This is a genomic window from Propionivibrio sp. (assembly GCF_029255185.1).
In the GTDB taxonomy this organism is placed as follows: domain Bacteria; phylum Pseudomonadota; class Gammaproteobacteria; order Burkholderiales; family Rhodocyclaceae; genus Propionivibrio.
Genome location: NZ_JAPUVO010000132.1, coordinates 63,911 through 83,057 on the forward strand (window position 1 = coordinate 63,911; position 19,147 = coordinate 83,057).

19 protein-coding genes are annotated in these 19,147 nt (G+C 58.0%); 14 read left to right on the forward strand and 5 right to left on the reverse strand.

Annotated features, from left to right (window positions below; translation table 11 throughout):
• From Q1J43_RS14565 to Q1J43_RS14590, 6 genes are read left to right on the forward strand one after another with little or no spacing between them, the layout of a single operon-like run.
• Positions 1 to 1,170 carry a glycosyltransferase family 9 protein gene (locus Q1J43_RS14565; RefSeq protein WP_301103229.1) on the forward strand — a complete coding sequence of 390 codons (1,170 nt, stop codon included), beginning with the start codon at positions 1 to 3 and terminating at the stop codon, positions 1,168 to 1,170.
• Positions 1,167 to 2,369, forward strand: a complete 1,203-nt coding sequence (locus Q1J43_RS14570) for a glycosyltransferase (protein WP_301103230.1) — start codon at positions 1,167 to 1,169, stop codon at positions 2,367 to 2,369. The genes Q1J43_RS14565 and Q1J43_RS14570 overlap by 4 nt, the downstream gene beginning before the upstream one ends.
• Positions 2,356 to 3,630: a Vi polysaccharide biosynthesis UDP-N-acetylglucosamine C-6 dehydrogenase TviB gene (tviB, locus tag Q1J43_RS14575; RefSeq protein WP_301103231.1), complete on the forward strand. Its 1,275-nt coding sequence runs from the start codon at positions 2,356 to 2,358 to the stop codon at positions 3,628 to 3,630. Before Q1J43_RS14570 ends, tviB begins: the two co-directional genes overlap by 14 nt.
• An 8-nt stretch (positions 3,631 to 3,638) precedes the next feature.
• Complete coding sequence (locus Q1J43_RS14580; RefSeq protein ID WP_301103232.1) at positions 3,639 to 4,691, forward strand: NAD-dependent epimerase/dehydratase family protein; 1,053 nt, start codon at positions 3,639 to 3,641, stop codon at positions 4,689 to 4,691.
• A gap of 7 nt (positions 4,692 to 4,698) precedes the next feature.
• Positions 4,699 to 5,871, forward strand: a complete 1,173-nt coding sequence (locus tag Q1J43_RS14585) for a glycosyltransferase family 9 protein (RefSeq protein WP_301103233.1) — start codon at positions 4,699 to 4,701, stop codon at positions 5,869 to 5,871.
• Positions 5,868 to 7,208 (forward strand): O-antigen ligase family protein, encoded by a 1,341-nt coding sequence (locus Q1J43_RS14590; protein ID WP_301103234.1) that lies wholly within the window; start codon positions 5,868 to 5,870, stop codon positions 7,206 to 7,208. The genes Q1J43_RS14585 and Q1J43_RS14590 overlap by 4 nt, the downstream gene beginning before the upstream one ends.
• Here the strand turns inward: Q1J43_RS14590 and Q1J43_RS14595 are convergent.
• Positions 7,112 to 8,179 carry a glycosyltransferase family 9 protein gene (locus Q1J43_RS14595; RefSeq protein ID WP_301103235.1) on the reverse strand — a complete coding sequence of 356 codons (1,068 nt, stop codon included), beginning with the start codon at positions 8,177 to 8,179 and terminating at the stop codon, positions 7,112 to 7,114. The two genes, Q1J43_RS14590 and Q1J43_RS14595, sit on opposite strands and share 97 nt — an antisense overlap.
• A gap of 77 nt (positions 8,180 to 8,256) precedes the next feature.
• On the opposite strand from Q1J43_RS14595, the gene Q1J43_RS14600 reads away from it, so the two are divergent.
• From Q1J43_RS14600 to Q1J43_RS14620, 5 genes are read left to right on the forward strand one after another with little or no spacing between them, the layout of a single operon-like run.
• Positions 8,257 to 9,318: a glycosyltransferase family 9 protein gene (locus Q1J43_RS14600; protein WP_301103236.1), complete on the forward strand. Its 1,062-nt coding sequence runs from the start codon at positions 8,257 to 8,259 to the stop codon at positions 9,316 to 9,318.
• Between the two features lie 9 nt (positions 9,319 to 9,327).
• A complete protein-coding gene (gene rfaQ, locus Q1J43_RS14605) occupies positions 9,328 to 10,410 on the forward strand; it encodes a putative lipopolysaccharide heptosyltransferase III (protein WP_301103237.1) in 1,083 nt (360 codons plus the stop codon).
• On the forward strand, positions 10,407 to 11,594 hold the full coding sequence (locus tag Q1J43_RS14610) for a glycosyltransferase family 4 protein (RefSeq protein ID WP_301103238.1): 1,188 nt from the start codon (positions 10,407 to 10,409) through the stop codon (positions 11,592 to 11,594). Before rfaQ ends, Q1J43_RS14610 begins: the two co-directional genes overlap by 4 nt.
• A 37-nt stretch (positions 11,595 to 11,631) precedes the next feature.
• Complete coding sequence (locus Q1J43_RS14615) at positions 11,632 to 12,957, forward strand: UDP-glucose/GDP-mannose dehydrogenase family protein (protein ID WP_301103239.1); 1,326 nt, start codon at positions 11,632 to 11,634, stop codon at positions 12,955 to 12,957.
• Positions 12,954 to 13,973: an NAD-dependent epimerase gene (locus Q1J43_RS14620; RefSeq protein ID WP_301103240.1), complete on the forward strand. Its 1,020-nt coding sequence runs from the start codon at positions 12,954 to 12,956 to the stop codon at positions 13,971 to 13,973. The genes Q1J43_RS14615 and Q1J43_RS14620 overlap by 4 nt, the downstream gene beginning before the upstream one ends.
• Here Q1J43_RS14620 and Q1J43_RS14625 read toward each other — a convergent pair.
• Positions 13,968 to 14,135 (reverse strand): hypothetical protein, encoded by a 168-nt coding sequence (locus Q1J43_RS14625; protein ID WP_301103241.1) that lies wholly within the window; start codon positions 14,133 to 14,135, stop codon positions 13,968 to 13,970. The genes Q1J43_RS14620 and Q1J43_RS14625 overlap by 6 nt on opposite strands.
• A gap of 102 nt (positions 14,136 to 14,237) precedes the next feature.
• Between Q1J43_RS14625 and Q1J43_RS14630 the strand changes: the two genes are divergently transcribed.
• Both Q1J43_RS14630 and Q1J43_RS14635 read left to right on the forward strand, forming a co-directional pair.
• Entirely contained in the window at positions 14,238 to 14,534 is a 297-nt protein-coding gene (locus tag Q1J43_RS14630) for a DUF6516 family protein (protein WP_301103242.1), read from the forward strand.
• Positions 14,515 to 14,862: a DNA-binding protein gene (locus tag Q1J43_RS14635; protein WP_301103243.1), complete on the forward strand. Its 348-nt coding sequence runs from the start codon at positions 14,515 to 14,517 to the stop codon at positions 14,860 to 14,862. The genes Q1J43_RS14630 and Q1J43_RS14635 overlap by 20 nt, the downstream gene beginning before the upstream one ends.
• 251 nt (positions 14,863 to 15,113) lie before the next feature.
• On the opposite strand, the gene Q1J43_RS14640 is transcribed toward Q1J43_RS14635, so the two are convergent.
• Both Q1J43_RS14640 and Q1J43_RS15955 read right to left on the reverse strand, forming a co-directional pair.
• Entirely contained in the window at positions 15,114 to 15,632 is a 519-nt protein-coding gene (locus tag Q1J43_RS14640; RefSeq protein ID WP_366141930.1) for a transposase, read from the reverse strand.
• A 58-nt stretch (positions 15,633 to 15,690) separates the two neighbouring features.
• On the reverse strand, positions 15,691 to 15,867 hold the full coding sequence (locus tag Q1J43_RS15955) for a BrnT family toxin (RefSeq protein ID WP_366141931.1): 177 nt from the start codon (positions 15,865 to 15,867) through the stop codon (positions 15,691 to 15,693).
• A 236-nt stretch (positions 15,868 to 16,103) separates the two neighbouring features.
• Between Q1J43_RS15955 and Q1J43_RS14650 the strand changes: the two genes are divergently transcribed.
• A complete protein-coding gene (locus Q1J43_RS14650) occupies positions 16,104 to 17,375 on the forward strand; it encodes an adenylate/guanylate cyclase domain-containing protein (RefSeq protein ID WP_301103245.1) in 1,272 nt (423 codons plus the stop codon).
• Here the strand turns inward: Q1J43_RS14650 and Q1J43_RS14655 are convergent, their stop codons facing one another.
• Entirely contained in the window at positions 17,376 to 19,094 is a 1,719-nt protein-coding gene (locus Q1J43_RS14655; RefSeq protein WP_301103246.1) for a hypothetical protein, read from the reverse strand. It lies immediately after the preceding gene.
• Positions 19,095 to 19,147 lie beyond the last annotated feature (53 nt).

Below are 19,147 nucleotides of genomic sequence, written 5' to 3' on the forward strand. Positions count from 1 at the left end.
GTGGGAACGCATTTTCGTGAACACCTGCTGCGCGCTGCCTTGCGCTTCATCAAAGCCCACGACCGGCGCACGCCCGACCCCAGCAAACTGGGCACCGCCGCAATCGAACGTATCCTGGCTATTTCATGCACCGCCATTGGCGACACCCTGATGTCGACCCCGGCCTTGCGCAGTCTGCGCCTGGCTTACCCGAATGCGCATATCAGCCTGCTACTGAACAAGCGCTATGTCACACTGTTCGCCAACAATCCGGATATCGACGAAATCATTCCTTATGCCGGAGGCTACCGGCGCTTCTTTCGCTTGGCATGGGCGCTCAACCGGCAGCGCTTCGATGTAGCTTTGATTCTGCATGGCAACGAACCGCAAGCCACGCCGTTGGCCTATCTGTCTGGCGCTGACTATTGCTTCAAGCTGCCTAACGACAATGACTTCCGCTTCCTACTGAGCAATGCAGAGCCTGTACTGCGCTGGGAGGCGTTTGCGCACGGCATCGATCAGCGCCTTGCGGTTGCCGCACTGGCTGGTGGTGCACAAACCGACCGGGCGATGACACTGACGCCAAGTGCCGCCGCCATGGCCCGGCTAAACGCACGAATCGCCGCCCGCGACATCCCGCCAGAGGCCCAGTTGATCGGCTTCCAGGCGGGAGCCTCAACAGTCAGCCGACGCTGGTCGAGCGGCCGCTTTATCGAACTCGGCAAACGTCTTCTGAAGCGCCTGCCAGATACCTGGATTGTCCTGACCGGCTCCGCCGATGAACGGCCGCTGGCCGAAATAATCGCCTCCGGTATCGATCACCCTCGCGTATGGATTGCCGCCGGCGAGCCGTCGCTTGAGGAAATGCCGGCTTTGATGCAACGACTCCAGATTCTGCTCACCGGCGATACCGGGCCAATGCACATGGCGCTTGCCGTTGGCACCTCGGTGATTGCCCTCTTCGCCGTGTCCGACTGGCGCCGCTCGGGACCGGCTTCCGAGCTTGGCAAACACGTGGTTATTCAGAAGTGGCGAACCTGCGATCCCTGTCTTTCGAAGCGCTGCCCCTATGCGGAACCCCTTTGCATGGCCAGCATCGGCATCGATGAAGTTGAGCAGGCAATCCTCAGTCGCCTGTCTGGCGCACCGGGTGCAATCAGTGAAAACTCGGCGCCAGGAGCAGCCGTATGAAAAAACGCGTCCTGCTGCTCGATACCGGCAGAGAATGGGGCGGCGGCACCAATAGCATGTTCGAGTTGCTCAAACGAATTGACCGTGAGCGTTTTGACATTAGCGCTGTTTTCTACCACAACTACCGCAAGGGTGAGCTTTCCGATCTGCGCAGCGAACTGGCGGCAATTGGTATTCCATTTGAACTGATGCCTGCGCAACGTCAGCCGCTTTGGGCGAAATTCGCCAAGGAGCTGGTGCGCGGACCGTTAAGTCCCTGGCCATCGTTCAAACAGAACATGATTCACGTCATCGAACGATGCTGGCGCATCAACCCGTGCGCACGTGCCATCGCTGAGCGTCTGTTGGGCGGCAAATTCGATCTCCTGTATATGAATAACCAGCCATCTTCGAATCTTGAAGGCTATCTCGCTGGCGAGATAGCCGGCGTTCCAGTCGTTCAGCATTGCCGCAGCAATGCAAGGCTTGGCCGCTCGGAAGTGGCGGTGGTGAATAGGGTGGCGCAGCGTCTCATCTGCGTTTCCGCAGGGGTGCGCGACTCGTTGATCGCGCAAGGCGTAAGGCCGAATCTTTGCGCCGTCGTCCACAACGCAATCGACGTTAAGCAGGTGCTTCCCGAAGCGGTGGCCTTAACCGAAGTTGCTGCGGATGCGGTCGTGATCGGATCGGTCGGCTCGCTCTTGCCGAGGAAATCTAATGACCACCTCATACGCGCCGCGGCCCTGGTCAAAGCACGCGGCGGACGGCCTTTCCATATCGTGCTGCTGGGCGACGGCCCGGAACGTGCTCGACTTGAACATCTGGTCGCCGGACTCGGCCTCACCTCTTGCGTGAGCTTTGCCGGCTTTCGCCCGAACGCACTGGCCTGGGAGGCGGCAATGGACATTATCGTTCTTGCTTCCGATAATGAAGGGTTTCCTCGCGTCATACTCGAAGCAATGCTCCTGGCAAAACCAGTGATTGCCAGCGATGTCGTCGGCTCCAGAGAACTCGTCAAGCATGGCAGCAGCGGCTTCCTCTATCCTTACGGCGACGAGGAGGCTCTGGCCAATCGTCTGCAACAGTTGCTGGAAGATGCCGATCTGCGCCGTAAAATGGGCGCTGCCGGGCATCAGGACGTGCTGCAGAACCACGCCATAGAACGCTATGTGCGTGGCGTTGAAGAACAACTACAGGGAGGTAGGCATGACATTGAATGATCTGAAGATAGCAGTCGTTGGCTTAGGTTATGTCGGTTTGCCGCTGGCCGTCGAATTCGGCAAGAAGCGCCCGGTTGTCGGCTTTGATATCAGCGAAACCCGTATCGCTGAACTTCGCAGCGGGCGCGATCATACGCTGGAGACGGACTCTGACGCGCTCAAGGCTGCGCGTTTCCTCAGTTTCACCACCGCAGTGGACGATCTGCGTGGCTGCACCTGCTTCATCGTTACCGTTCCCACGCCAATCGACGAGCACAAGAATCCTGACCTCACCCCATTGCTCAAAGCCAGCGAAACAGTCGGCAAAGTACTCAAACGCGGCGATATCGTCATTTACGAATCGACGGTCTATCCAGGCTGCACCGAAGACGACTGCGTGCCGGTACTGGAAAATTTTTCGGGCCTGAAATTCAATCAGGATTTCTTCTGTGGCTACAGCCCGGAGCGAATCAATCCCGGCGACAAGGAACATCGTGTCACTACCATCAAGAAAGTGACCTCCGGATCCACGCCTGAGATCGCCGATCTGGTTGACGCCCTCTATAACGAGATTATCAGCGCAGGCACCCACAAAGCCAGCAGCATCAAGGTTGCCGAAGCAGCCAAGGTGATCGAGAACACCCAGCGTGACCTGAACATCGCACTGATCAATGAGCTGGCGCTCATTTTCAACAAAATGGGGATTGATACCGAAGCCGTGTTGCAGGCGGCCGGAAGCAAATGGAATTTCCTGCCATTTCGACCCGGACTGGTTGGCGGGCACTGCATCGGCGTTGACCCGTATTACCTCACCCACAAAGCGCAGAGCATCGGTTACCACCCTGAAATCATCCTCGCCGGGCGGCGTTTGAATGACAGCATGGGGGCTTATGTTGTCGCTCAGCTCGTCAAGGCCATGACGAAACGCCGATTGCATGTTGACGGTGCGCGCATTCTCGTCATGGGTCTTGCCTTCAAGGAAAACTGTCCGGATCTGCGCAATACCCGGGTCGTCGATATCGTCGCCGAACTTGAGGATTACAACTGCCAGGTGGACGTATTTGACCCTTGGGCCTCCACCCAGGAAGCGCAGCACGAATATGGCATTACCCCGGTCAATCAACCAGAACCCGAAGCTTACGACGGCATCATTCTCGCTGTTGCACACCGACAGTTCGGCGAGATGGGAGTAGAAGCAATCCGTAAATTTGGCAGACCTGGGCATGTACTTTATGACCTGAAGTATCTTTTTCCTGCCCATGCGTCAGATTTACGGCTATGAGCAGCCCAATGACTGCGTATGCACAATGCAAACATCGCCTGGAAGCGGCGCCACAAAGCTGGCTGCTTACCGGCGTCGCCGGTTTCATCGGCAGCAACCTGCTCGAAACCCTGCTCAATCTCAAGCAGCGCGTTGTTGGCCTGGATAACTTTGCCACCGGTCATCAACGAAATCTGGATGAAGTGCAAAGCCTGGTCAAACCTGAACACTGGGCTAATTTCCGTTTTATTGAAGGCGATATCCGCAATCTTGAGGATTGCAACAGGGCTTGCCAGGGTGTTGATTACATACTCCATCAAGCGGCCCTGGGCAGTGTCCCGCGCAGCGTGGAAGACCCCATCACGACCAATAGCGCCAACATCAGTGGTTTTCTGAACATGCTGGTTGCCGCACGCGACGCAAACGTTGAACGTTTTGTCTATGCCGCCTCCAGTTCCACCTACGGCGACCATCCCGGCTTACCCAAGGTTGAAAACATCATTGGCAAACCATTGTCGCCCTATGCCGTAAGCAAATATGTCAACGAGCTTTACGCGGACGTCTTCGGCCAGACCTACGGACTAAAATGCATCGGCCTGCGCTATTTCAACGTCTTCGGCCCGCGCCAGGACCCTGATGGCGCCTACGCAGCAGTGATCCCGAAGTGGGCATCGAGCATGATCAAGGGTGAGACCATTTTCATTAACGGGGATGGCGAAACAAGCCGGGATTTCTGTTTCATCGCCAACACGGTTCAGGCCAACCTGCTGGCCGCAACGACAGAAAATCCGGCGGCAATCAACCAGATTTATAACGTCGCACTCGGTGATCGCACAACGTTGAACGCGCTTTTTAATGCACTGAGAGATACGCTTGGAAAGGCGGGTATCAACTATTCAAAAGAGCCGGTCTATCGGGATTTTCGCGCCGGTGACGTTCGTCATTCCCAGGCGGATATTACCAAGGCTAAGAAACTGTTGGGCTACGCCCCTTTGCATCGTGTTCAAAGCAGCATCGAGCAGGCGATGCCCTGGTACATTGCAAATTCTGAATGTCCGTCATGGGAACCCTTGCGTCTGTGAAACAACGATGCGGCGCAGCACTCCAGCATGGGCCGGGCGCATAATGTACCTGCTTCTGGCCTGGCTGCTTGCTCCGCTGGCGCTCTTGCGTTTGGCACTGGGCCGTGGCGCGACCTTGCCGCAGAATATCCTGCTCATCCAGACCGCGAAGATCGGCGACTATATCTGCACGACCCCTCTCATTCGGGCCTTGCATACGGCATACCCGCAGGCCCGCCTGAGTCTGCTGGTCAATCCGGCTGCCGAGCCGCTGGCCAGACACCAGCCTGATGTGGACCAAGTTTTTACGCTGACGGAGGGCCGTATTCGTGGATTTTTCGGGCGCCTGGAACTTTATCGACTGATGCGTCGCGAAGGTTTCGATACGACTGTTTGCATCAGCCCAAATCAGACTTTTTTGCTGATTCCATTTCTTGCTGGCGTGCGCAGGCGGGCAAGCATCCTGCCAAATTTTGGCGGCCGTAGCTATCGACTGGCGACGGCCTTTTTGACCGCCGCTGAAACACACCGACAAGGCCGCATGATGGTCGAAACCGGGATGATGCTGTTGCAGCGGATGGGAATAACAGCCTCTCTACCCGACAAGGAAATCGTTCCAGCACCGGGCGCTGACGAACGTGTGGAACTCGCCTTTCCGGGGCTGCGCGGAAAATACTGGATTGGCCTTGGCGTAAGCAGTGGCAACAAGCTCAAGGAATTGGGCAAAGACAAGCTGGTCGACCTGATCAAGCTACTGCTGGACATCAAGCCCCTGTCAGGTTTGATTCTGATCGGATCGGCAGAAGACAGGGTACTGGCCGCCGAACTTTGCACTGCCACTGACAGTTCACGGGTAATCGATACGACCGGTTGCGTCGCACTTGAAGATCTCGCTGCACTGATCAACCGACTCAGCCTCTATGTGGGAGTAGACTCGGGGATCACCTATCTGGCGGATGCCAGGAATATTCCGGTCGTTGATGTGATGGGCCCGGCCGACCCGCAAGACCAGCGCCCGACTGGCAAGCAGGCTATCGTCATGCACACTCGGCTAGAGTGTGCTCCGTGCTCGCACACCTTCCTCGCCCCCTACGGCTGCGCCATAGGCACCCGAGCCTGCATCAAGAACCTTAACATTATTGAAGTGGTTGCCGAGGCTGTCCGTCTGTGGAAACACACCTCGTCACTTGGGGCAGAATGAATAAGTTCAATCGTTTAACGCTGGCGTATGCGGCAACCCTGGGGCTGGTCTTTATCTGGTCGATTCCCGGCACGATTGCACTGCGAACGCTTTTGCTGGTTGCCGCACTCACGCTGGCGGCATGCTGCACAACACATAAAGACTGGGCAACGCAACGCCGCTGGCCCTTGTTCCCGCTGTTGGCACTTGCCCTGCTCACCGCCTGGCTGTTCTTCCAGGCGGTTTTTGTTTCGGCCGAAACGGCCTGGGCCCTGGGCGAATTACGCGGGCAGTGGCTAACTGCCCTGGCCGCCTTCGGACTTGGCGTCTTGATGAGCAAGCTGGACAAGCCCCAGGCCAGCGGATATTCCCTATGGACAGGCATCGCGCTGGTGCTTTCCGTCCAGGCGGCAATCGCCATTAGCCAATCAGTCTGGCATTGGTTTATGCACGGCAGACTGTTGTATGGGGTGGTGCCGCTGACAGGAGGGCGGCTCGAAATGAGCTACATCATGAACATCCTGCTGGCGCTCCTCACTGTCGACCTATTCTTTCGTGCAACCGAGCATCGCGCACTATTGCGCATCCCTGTTTCAGCTAGCCTGACCTGTGCGGCCTTGGGACTGACGGCCAACTTCCTCGCTGGTTCACGAAATGGAATCCTGGGCACGCTCTTTCTGGCCTTAACAATGACCTGCCTGTTTCTTATCGACGGTCGGCGAAAACTGGGGAATAGTAAAACGATCTTAATCGCGACTGCGCTTGCCGTTGGCATTGGGCTTTTTGCCCTCGCCAGCTACCAGGCTGACTCCCGCTGGAAAACTTTTTCGGAGACCGCCGAGATTGCCATGGATATTGACGGGAACGAAGCCTGGTTTGATCCCGACAACCATCCGCTACCGTTGCTTAGCAATGGCGAACCTGTTGAAGAGTCTGCATATCTGCGCATTGCCTGGTTATCGGCCGGGATTCGTCTTGCCAAGGACATACCCTACGGCGTCGGTTATGGAAGAAATGCCTTTGTTAGAGTACTTCTCCGCCAAGGCTATCCGGCGAAAATCGGACACTCGCACAGTGGGTTTATCGACCTTCTGTCAGGCGCCGGAATTCCTGCCGTTGCCCTGTGGTTAATCTTTGCCGCCGCGATGCTGGTGACAGGCTGGCGCTCATTCACAAGGTTTCGCAGCCCGTTGGGGCTATTGTTGATTCTGTTGGTCAGCGGGCACACTGGGCGCATGTTGATTGAAAGCGTCAATCGTGATCACATGCTACAGATTTTCTTCTTCCTTATTGGCGCGCTGCTCATTGCCGACGCCTCACGCACTGCGGCCAAAGCGTCTTCGACCGAGATATCCTGAACCCGTTTCGAGTCGGCTTGCAGCAGAACGTAGGGCACATGCCAGGGATGCCACTCGACACAGTTCGAATGCCCGAAAAAACACACGATCGGTTTGCCGAGCGCGGCGGCAATGTGCATCGCCCCCCCGTCGCTGCAAACCATTTGCCCGGCAAGCGAAAGGGTCGCCGTAAGAACCTCGATTGAGCGTGTTGGGCAAGGGAAAACCGGCAGATTCGCCAACTGGGCAAGAATTCGCGCGGCCTTGCCGTCGTCACCCGGATGCATTGGATCGTCTTCCAGGCCCGGCGCCCAGAAGAGCAATATCTGCCGTTTGTCATGTTCATTCAAACGCCGGATAAACTCGACAAAAAACGCTTCGGGCCAGCGCTGCCCCGGCTGGCGCGAACTAATATGCACGGCCAGTGTTGACTGTTCCGGATGCCAACCGAGTTCACGCAATCGCACGCCAGCCGTTGTCACAAGCGCCGCATCTGGAAATATGTGCAACGGGCCCACGGCCTGCTCGACGCCTATGGCACTCCCGAGCAACGCCATCTTAGCCACCTCGTGATCGTCCCGCCCACGATTGGCCAGCGGCACGACAATGTCGGGCTGACGATGATCGGGATTGTCTCGCTCACGAAAACCGATAATGGACTTACCACCGAGCTGACGCGCGTAACGCCAGCCGCCGTTGGCCAGCAATACGTGATCGAAACGGCGCGTGCGCAGCATGCGGATGAGCGCCCAGCGCTTCCAGAGCATCGACAGCAGGCCATGCTCGTGGGATCTCTGCTGCCGTTTGAGATAGACAAAAACGTCGTCAATATCCGGATTGCCATTGAGCACAGCAACGTTATAGCTACTTGCGAGAACGGCAAGGTAGGCCTGCGGGTAGCGCTGGCGAATGGCATGAAGCAACGGGGTCGTACACAACAGATCGCCGATATTGTCACGGCGGATAAGCAAAATGCGTGGAGTACTGTTCATGGGCCATGACTTCGCTTCGGACGCCTATTTTATGATGCTTAGCGTCTATACTTCCAGCTTTTCGCTCCGCACTCCAGATGGTCAGATCGAAACCGTACAGCATCCTCGTCATACGACGCGACAACATCGGCGACCTGGTGTGCACGACACCGCTGCTCTCGGCATTACGCCGTCATTTCCCTGATGCACACATCAACGCGCTGGTGAATGGCTACAACGCGCCGGTTCTCGACGGCAACCCCGAGCTAGACGAGGTCTGCGTCTATCACAAGGCAAAGCATAGGGAAGCAGGAGAATCAAAACTACGCGTCTGGCTGGGGACTTTGAGGTTGATGCTCAAACTGCGTCGCCAGAAGTTCGACCTGGCTATCGTCGCCACTCCCGGACACCAGCCAGGTGCGCTGCGCTTTGCGCACTGGGTACGCGCAAGGCGCGTGATCGCTTATGACGAAGCCACGAAGGCTGGCACCACTCCGGCAACACCAGACGGAACGCGCCACGAGACCGAGGAGGTCATGCGCCTGCTACTGCCGCTGGGCATTGATGATTTTCCTGGCCCGGTGCGCGTCTTCCCCAATGTGCGGCGTGCCGAACGAGTGCTTTTGCCACCCGGTGCGGGCCCACTGATTGCCTTGCATATTTCGGCGCGCAAACCAGCGCAACGTTGGCCGATTGAGCGTTTCGCCGAGCTAGCACATAGCCTGCATGCCAGTCATGGCGCTCGTTTCCTGTTGTTCTGGTCGCCCGGCGCCGAGAATCACGCGCAACATCCCGGTGATGACGTCAAGGCCGAAAGGCTGATCGCACTCTGCCATGACCTGCCACTGCTGGCCTGCCCGACGCATCGACTTGAAGACCTGATCGCTGGGCTATCTCGCTGCGACCGGGTAATCTGCTCTGACGGTGGCGCCATGCACCTCGCGGCAGGACTTGGCAAGCCGATTGTCTGCTTCTTCGGCAATTCCAGCGCTCAACGCTGGCGGCCATGGGGGGTGGCGCACGAACTGCTGCAACCGGAGAGCCGCGATGTTGGCGACATTTCACTTGACGCTGTGCGACAAGCCTACGCGCGGCTGGAACAGCGCCTTGCTGCGCAACCCCGGCAAGCCCTCGCCACGATGCCAGACCTGAACGGGTAAAATAGCCGGATGCTCAAGGATTCCATTCCGCTTAACACCCTCCATCGCGCGCTGGTCATCAAACTTCGCCATCATGGCGACGTGTTGCTCAGTTCGCCAGTTTTTTCGGTACTCAAGACGCATGCACCGCAGCTTGAGATTGACGCGTTGGTTTATGCCGATACGGCGGAAATGTTGACCCAGCACCCGGCCATAAGCGCCGTCCATGTCATTGATCGACGCTGGAAAAAGCTCGGGCTGTTGGCCCATATCGCAGCCGAATGGGCGCTATTTCAGGTTCTGCGCAGCCGTCGCTACGACCTGATCATTCACCTCACCGATCATCCGCGTGGGGCCTGGATTTCCCGGCTATGCGGCGCGCGCTGGGCGGTGGCGCGCCGGGTTGGTGGACGCGGGGCATGGTGGAATAGGGCCTTTACGCATTTTTTTTCGAGCCCGCGCGAAGCCAGGCGACACAGTGTGGAATTGAATCTTGATGCGCTCCGGCGTATCGGCGTCTACCCGGCCCAGGCTGAGCGCCGCCTCTGTCTCGTTGCCGGCGCCGAAGCCGACGCTCGCGTGAACTCGCTGTTGCAGGCTCTGGACCTGGATACTCGCCCCTTCATTCATATCCATCCAGCCTCGCGTTGGCACTTCAAATGCTGGCCGGCGGCGGCAATGGCGACACTGATCAACCAGCTTCATGATGCAGGCCACCGGGTTATTCTCAGCGCCGCGCCGGACGCTGCGGAAATGAGCATGATTGACGCCATTCAGTCTCAACTCAAGCAGGCCGCCCCCAGCTTCGCCGGACAACTGTCACTGAAGGAACTGGCTGCGCTGACTGCCCGCGCCCGCCTCTTTGTCGGCGTCGACTCCGCGCCAATGCACATTGCTGCGGCGATGGGGACGCCCACGGTGGCGCTGTTCGGCCCTTCGGGTGACAAGGAGTGGGGGCCGTGGGCGGTGGCCCACCGGGTTGTCGCCAGCCATAGCCACCCTTGCCGGCCTTGCGGCATTGATGGCTGCGGTGGCAGCAAGGTCAGTGACTGCCTGACCACCTTGCCGGTTGAGCACGTTCACCGCGCCGTGCAGGAACTTCTGGCGCAATGATCAGTACAGCGCGTGGCGCCACTCCCGGCGAGCTGAACGCCGGAATAAAGGTCGCTGTCGTTCGTCAACGCTACAACCCCTGTGGCGGTGCAGAGCGCTTTGTCGAACGTGCGCTCGGCGCTCTGGTGCGTGAAGGGGCGCAGGTCACGCTGATTACCCGCAGTTGGGAAGGCGCTGTGCAAGAAGGCTTTCAGCAGAAAATATGCAACCCGCGTTATTCCAGAATCTTCGGCGGCCGGATTGCACGTGACCGGAGCTTTGCCGCCTGTGCCCAGCACGAAATGGCACAGGGTGGCTACGACATCATTCAGGCGCACGAACGGATTCCCGGGTGCATGATTTTTCGCGCCGGCGACGGGGTGCATGCCGCCTGGCTGGAACATCGTGCGCGCGGCCAATCTGCCGTAGCGCGCATGGTCGCAAAGCACAGCCCCTTTCACCGCTATATCCTGCAACAAGAAGCGGCGATGCTGGCCAGCCCTGCGCTCAAGACAGTGATCTGCAACTCGACCCTGATCCGCGAGGAAATGCAGCGCTATTACCGTGTCCCCGAAGAAAAGCTGGTCGTCATCGAAAACGGTGTCGACCTGGACGATTTTCATCCGCGCCTGGCGGTGCAATGGCGAGAATACCAGCGGCAGACGCTCGGGATCGATGCCGATACCCCCGTATTTCTTTACGTCGGTGGCGGCTTTGAGCGCAAGGGAGTGGCTCAATTGCTTGCTGCGCTGACCGGCATGAGGTCTGAGCAGGCACAATTGGTGATTGTTGGCAAGGACCGAAACAGTGCGCGTTTCGAACGTCAGGCCCGCAGGCTCGGCCTCGAAAAGCGCGTGCTGTTTGTCGGCGCGCAACAGGATGTGCGGCCTTTTTACGCAATGGCCGACGCCTTCGTCCTGCCGACCCGTTATGACCCGATGCCCAACGCAGCGCTGGAAGCGATGGCCAGCGGTCTGCCGATTGTCACTTCGACGACTTGCGGTATCGCTGCGCGCGTTACCAGCGGCGAGAATGGTTTTGTCTGTGATGCGCTCGACGTGGCGCAACTCGCTCACCATATGGACCAACTGGCCGCACCCGGGATAGCTAATGCCATGCGCGGCGCAGCGCGGGCAGCGGTCCTCGATCTCGACCTGGACGCGATGGCCACTAAACTCATTGGCCTTTACCATAGCCTGCTTTAGAAAAAATTCTCATCGTCGAAAGTTTTGGAGCAATGAAATGAAAATTACCGTTATTGGCACCGGCTATGTCGGCCTGGTCACCGGCGCCTGTCTGGCCGAAGTCGGCAACGATGTGCTGTGCGTGGACGTCGATGCGCGCAAGATCGACGTTCTCAAAGCTGGCGGCATTCCTATTTATGAGCCGGGGCTGGAAGAGATGGTCAAGCGCAATATGGCTTCCGGACGGCTGATCTTCAGCACCGATATTGAAGCCTCGGTGCACTTCGGCGAAATTCAGTTCATCGCCGTCGGCACGCCGCCTGACGAAGACGGCTCGGCTGACCTGCAATACGTCGTTGCCGCTGCGCGCAACATCGGCCGCCACATGAAGGCCTTCAAGCTGGTCGTCGACAAATCAACGGTTCCGGTCGGCACTGCGGATCGCGTCAAGGCGGCAATGCACGAAGAACTCCAGGCGCGCGGTCTGAACATTGAATTCGGTGTCGCCTCCAATCCGGAATTTCTCAAGGAAGGCGCCGCCGTCGACGATTTCATGAAACCCGATCGCATCGTCATCGGCACCGATAGCGACAAAGCCACCCAGTTGCTGCGCAGTCTCTACACGCCATTTCAGCGCAACCGCGACCGCCTGCTGGTCATGGACGTACGCTCCGCCGAACTGACCAAATACGCCGCCAATGCCATGCTCGCTACGCGAATTTCCTTCATGAACGAGCTGGCCATCCTGGCCGAAAAGCTCGGCGCCGACATCGAACAGGTACGCCATGGCATCGGTGCCGACCCGCGGATCGGCTATCACTTCCTGTACGCCGGCTGCGGTTACGGCGGCTCCTGCTTTCCCAAGGACGTGCAGGCCTTGCGCCGGACGGCCCAGGAAAATAACGTCCCGCTGCACGTACTTAACGCCGTCGAACTGGCCAACGAGACGCAAAAGAGCGTGCTGATCAACAAGATCAGGGCCCGCTTCGGCAGCGACTTGAAGAATCGCCACTTTGCCTTCTGGGGTCTGGCCTTCAAGCCCAACACCGACGACATGCGTGAAGCGCCCAGCCGGACCATGATCGAGGCGCTCTGGCGCATGGGCGCCAGCGTCTGCGCCTACGACCCGGCGGCGATGGACGAAACGCGCGCAATCTATGGCCAGCGCACTGACCTGATGCTGGCGGACAGCCCGATGGACGCTCTGCAGAATGCCGATGCCCTGCTTATCGTCACCGAATGGAAGGCATTCCGCAGCCCCAATTTCGAGACCATGAAGTCGCTGCTCAAGGCCCCGATAATTTTTGATGGCCGCAACCTGTATGAGCCCGAAGCCATGCGCGCACACGGTTTCGAATACTTCCCCATTGGTCGACGGACATGAAAGTTTTAGTCACCGGCGCCGCCGGCTTCATCGGCCTGCACGTTACCCGCCTGCTTCTGGAACGTGGCGACGAGGTCGTTGGCATCGACAACCTCAATGACTACTATGATCCAAAACTCAAGCTGGCACGTCTCGAATGCCTCAAGCCCTACGCCAACTTTCGCTTCGTGCGCATGGATGTGGCCGATTCCGCCGCCTTGGGCGGGCTGTTCGTCGGCGAACAGTTCAACCGAGTCATCCACCTGGCCGCTCAGGCCGGCGTGCGTTATTCGCTCGCCAACCCGCAAGCCTACATCCAGAGCAATCTGGTTGGTTTTGCCAACGTCCTCGAAGGCTGCCGCCACAACAGCGTAGAGCACCTCGTCTACGCCAGCAGTTCGAGCGTCTACGGCGCCAATACCCGCATGCCCTTTTCGGCGCATGATGAAGTCAATCACCCGGTTAGCCTGTACGCCGCCACCAAAAAATCCAACGAACTGATGGCGCACAGTTACAGCCACCTGTTCGGACTGCCCACGACTGGCCTGCGCTACTTCACAGTCTACGGTCCCTGGGGTCGTCCGGACATGTCGCCCTGGCTATTTACCAGCGCCATCCTCGAAGGCCGCACCATCAATGTATTCAACCATGGCAAGATGCAGCGCGATTTTACCTACGTTGACGACATTGCCGCAGGAACGGTCCGGGCCATGGATCGCACCGCCGCACCCAACCCCGATTTCGACAGCGACCATCCTGACCCGGCCAGCAGCCACGTGCCTTACCGGATCTACAACATCGGCAATCACCAGCCGGTCGAACTGATGACCTTCATCGAAACCATCGAACAATCTCTAGGGCAGCAAGCCCGGAAGGTTTTTCTACCAGCACAGGCCGGCGACATGCCAGCCACCTATGCCGATGTCGAAGATTTGAAGCGTGACGTCGGTTTCGAGCCGAAAACCTCACTGACCGAAGGGATTGCGCGCTGGACAACATGGTTCCGCGAGTACGCAGGGGGCAATTCATGGTCATAAAAAACGATTCGCCAAGAAAAACAGGGCATCAAGCAGGGTAAATTTGCCATATAGATCGAGCTTGACCGTACTCCAGGAGTGCAAGGCCACGAGGTCGCTGAAGTAGTCGGTGAGTTGTGCTTCGGACAGATGGTCAACCCCTCCATCGAGCGGACGTTCCAAAGGCCGCTTCGCGCCCCTCACCTTGAACGTTCGGCCCCTTGTCGTCGTACGTAAGCGTTGGACTGATTGACAGCGGTCGTACATGTTGGCACTATCTCCAACATGAAAGCCGTTCAGCTTGTTAGCGCTCGCATTGCCTACTCAGAGTCAGCGTTTGCGGAATTGGTGCTGTGGCGCCTTTCGACTTCACTCAAAGGGTCGGCACATGCGTTCAAGTACAGGCTGGCCTATGTAGTGCGTGGAGAATGCGTTCTGCGCTACGACAACGAAGTTGGGAAGGGCGATCACCGGCATTTCGGCAAAAAGGAAAGTTCCTACGCTTTTACTACGCCGGATCAGTTGATCGCCGACTTCCAGAAGGATATCGCGAGGTGGAACCATGAAAACAGTAACTCTTGATGTGCGTACCCCTGCCGATTCCATGGCTGAGTTTACCCACGCATGGAAGACAGGAAAAGCTCAGAAGACCGCGCGTATCAGCTTTGCCACTCCCGAGTTGCTGTGGAGGGTGCTAACCGAAAAACGATGGGAACTACTCAAGGTGCTTTGCGGAGCGGGGCCGGTGTCCATTCGCGAAGCCGCACGCCGCGCGGAACGCGATGTAAAGGCCGTGCACGGCGACGTCACTGCGCTGCTCAACGCTGGAGTGCTTAACAAGACAGAGGACGGTCACATTGTTTTTCCGTATGAAGCTGTGAAAGTCGAGTTTCTGTTGCAGGCTGCATAGCGTGGCAGCATTTCAGGGGCCGAACCCGGCGTTGCAGGGGAGCTGCGCGATAAGTCCTGCGCAGCTCCCTGAACTCGAACGTTGAGGCTGTAGAAAAACCCGTTTCGCATCAAAATCCAGTCGTAGAAAATGGCGCGGATTGATCGCGCCATTTTTATTTTCTGTCTTGCCGGGCGAAGGAACCTGAGTCGTTCCTGTTTGGGTAGCCGCATTAGAGGGCGGCAAGGTCGATTGTCTTCTCGACGCTCGCGTTATCCATTCGCCGCATACCCGTGACGTGCCAGTTTCTCGATGTTATGGACAAGGCAAAAGAGCTTCCACTGCGCATCGACTTTTTTCTGACTGCGGAGCGTGAAGCGGTTGAGCCGTTTGTTGTGCCGGATGTTTCCGAACACCGGCTCGACGGTGGCAAAGCGTTGTCCGTAGCGCCGCCGCCCTTCCTCGCTGTCAATCGCCTGTTGCATCCGCCCGGTGTGGCTTTCTTCGCTTGAATCGGCCTTGCCGCGAAAGAAGCTGACCTGCCGGACCTTCGTCTTCTCCGGGGTGCGCAGGCATTTGGCGCGCTGATCACACGGCAGGCAATCGCGCAACGCGCCAGAGAACTTGGTCGCAACATAGCCGTTGTGGATGCAGTTCGAGCCGTTTTGGTAGAGCGTCTTGCCCGCCGGGCAGAGACAGGTGCCGATGTCCGGGTCGTACGTGAAGTCGGCCGGCCGGTAGGTTCTGCGGCCCTTCTTTGGGTGCGCCTTGTCGTAGAGCGGGTCGGGCAGGTCTTTGTACTTCTCTTGATAACTGGCACCTTAGTAGGTTTTTTGTGGCTGTGCTTTACTAAAGGGCTTCGAAGTAGGCGCGCGCTTCATGTTTGTCACCATAACGACAAAAAATTACTCGGGCGCGTTCATTGCGCTCTGTCCACACCCAGAAGACAACACGTTCGCGAAACCAGCCCAAACTTTGCAGTCGCTGCTCGCCGTAATTCTCGCGCTCATCTTCCACCGCGACCATCGGGGCATCGAATACACAACCAACCTCAGCCAAGTCAATGCCGTGATCCTTGAGGTTCTAAGTGCTGCGGGCTGACACCGTAATGGCTGCATCGGGAGCCACGTTGCCCTCAACGAAGCCACCGAGCGAACGGGCGCTTCGTTCGGGAACCCGACGAAACTGTTGTAGCATTGACCGCCCCCACTGTTTGCGGTCAAATCGGTTCCTGCCAATTCAATGACAACATCAGGCCATCAATGAGCAATCAACGCGGTTTTCTCGACGGCTTTCGCAGTGCCGGCATTCTGCCCAGCGACTCCGGGGAATTGCGCCTGCAAAAATCCCTGCTGATTTTTGCCACCGGCCTGATCAGCTTCGCCTCGATGCTCTGGCTGTTCATCTACTGGCAACTCGGTCCGCAGTTCTCCTCGACAATCCCTTTTGTCTTCCAGTTGCTGCTCGTCGGTAATCTAGTCGTTTACCTGAGAACGAAAAATTTTGACGCTTTTCGCCTGATTCAACTGTCACTGTTTCTATTCACGCCCTTTGCCGCTCAGTGGAGCATGGGCAACTTCATTTCCGCCAGCGGCGTCAGCCTGTGGGCGCTGCTGGCGCCAATTGGCGCCGTGCTGTTCATTGGCCCGCGTGAAGCTCTGGCCTGGTTTTTTGCCTACCTTTTCCTCACTATTCTCTCCGGCGGCTTTGACTACTATCTGGCCGATACCCTGCCCACAACGCAGTACAAGGTACCGACGCAGACCACGGTATTTTTTTTCGCACTTAACTTTGCTGCCGTGTCGACCCTTGTTTTTCTGTTGCTGCGCTACGCGGCCAGCGAAAAGCAGAAGGCCCAATCACGCCTCGAAGATGCCCATCTGCAATTGCAACTTGAGCAGGATCGCTCCGAACGGCTGCTGCTCAATATCCTGCCTGGCCCGATTGCCGAACGCCTGAAGAACAGTGACCAGACCATCGCCGACGGCTTTGCCGATGTTTCAGTGATGTTTGTCGACATCGTAAATTTCACCCGGATCGCCGAGGGACTCAGTCCACAACAGGTTTTTTCGATGCTCAACAAGATTTTCTCGTCGTTCGACGAACTCGCTGAGAAATACGGACTGGAGAAGATCAAAACCATCGGCGACGCCTACATGGTGGCCGGCGGCCTGAACGACGATATTGGCGATTATTCTGCGGCACTCGTCGATATGGCGCTGGAGATGCGTGATCTCCTGGAACGCGATTTTGACGTCAACCAGATGGGCCTCGAAGTACGCATCGGCATCGGCACCGGCCCGGTGGTCGCCGGCGTGGTCGGCAAGAAAAAATTTATTTACGACCTGTGGGGCGACACCGTCAATATTGCCAGTCGCATCACCAGCGAAGGTGTTCCCGGCATGGTCCAGCTGGACGAAACAACCTACCGGCGACTACAAAACCTCTTCGATTTTTACGAGCCGCAAACGATTTATCTCAAGGGCAAGGGCGATATGATCGTCTACCGCGCCATCGGCCGCCGGGCGGCTTGATCAGCGACGGCGCCTCAACTCGAAGCAGACCCGCCCAGCCACCGAACTCACCAGCCGCAGTTCGTAGCCATACGCTTCGGCCTGTTTGGCAGCCTGGTAAAGACCGATGCCGAGCCCGTTCTCCGACGCTACCGGCGCCCGTAGCAAACCGCTAACGATCTCTTCCCGCAGCGCACTGCCGTCATCGCAAACACAAAACAGCGTGGCGTCGGCGGCAAGCGCAGCGCGCACCGCTAGACCGCTCTCATCCTGACGCTTGAGCAGTGCATTGTGCAGCAGATTGTCGGCCACGCTGTCCAAGAGCGCTGCCGGCAAGCGAGCCGCAGGGTCTAAAGCAACCGGGCTGAAAAGAATGTTGTCATGGGCATAGCGTTGTTGCAGACCGTTCCACCAGGTTTCAGCCAGGACCAACCCGCTGGCCTCCTCCGGTGGGTCCTGCGGCGCTTGCAGCTTTTTCATCGTTAGCTGCAAACGCTGGGTGATCTGCGGCAGTTGCCGTTGCAGCAACTGATTCAGACGTGCGCCATCGCTATCGCCTGGCGACTGCGCCAGAAAACACAGGTTGTCCAGGGACTGCAACAAGTTTTTCACATCGTGCGTCAGGCGGGCGCCAGTCTCATGTACGGCGCGCAGGTAGCTCATCTGCTGCAGCTCGCGCGCGCGTTGCTTGGTGATGTAGTACTCGTTGGTCAATTGGGCCAACAAATGAAAATGCCAAACCAGCGAGGGGCTCAGTTTGTGCCGGGTATAGAGGGTCAATTGCAGCGGTTGATTGGAGAAGTCCTGACAAAAACGCGACTCCTGGCCAAAGCGGCCCGACCCGGCCTGGCTGCCTTGGGCTGGCCCCCAAGCCCCCCCGGCGACCCACGGCAGTTCGAGCATACCCTCGCAGGCGGTGGATATGAAGCGGTCGGGATCGCTCTCGCTCTCCGCACATTCCATCAGCCGCTGCAACCAGGTTTCAAACGGCAAGCCAATGGTCAGCAGATAGCGCGAAAGGAAAACACCGATCCCGCTGAAACCCGGTCGCGGATTCCACGCCCAGGCAATCAGCAGCAGCATGGCCGCCATCGATACCAGGGTCTTGAACACCGCTTCGATATACAAGGCCTCGCGCAGTAACATGAACGCCAGGCTGCCGAGAACGAGCACGGAAATCAGCAAAAAGATGAACAGGCTGTAGAAAAAATCGACCATGCCGACACTCGGCAGGCGAATCTCGCGCGGGCTTGGCAGCAACAGCATGGCTACGAAGAGCAGCGGCGCCGTCCAGGCAAACTGTGCATCCAGCGATGGGCCGATCAGCGTCGCGTCGGGAACGACTCGCGGCACCAGCCAGACCAGGAGGGCGCAGAGCAGATAGGCAAACGCCAACAAATAGAAAATCCGCGTGGGCCGATGGCCAAGCAGTAGCACCCGCCCGCCAAGCAGCGCGGCCAGGACGATCACCCAGAGAATCAGCAACCACCAGCCGAATAGCCAGGCGCCCGCCGCCAGCGCCAGAATAATCAGCGACAGAGAACCTAAATCGAGTTTCCGCTCGGCCTGAATAAAGGGTTGCCAGAGGATGAACAAGCCGACGTCAACCAACCAGCACATCAGGCTCACCGCAGTCTGCGCCCCGGCCAGCAGGGCCAGGTGGAGAACGACGAGCAGCGCGATCAGCACCCAGCGCTGCCGTTCCCTGAGAAGACTGCCAAATTTACCGAGAGTGGTCATCAACGCACGCCCGGAACTGACCGAAGCCCGTCATCAAGAGCGCGCCACGGTCC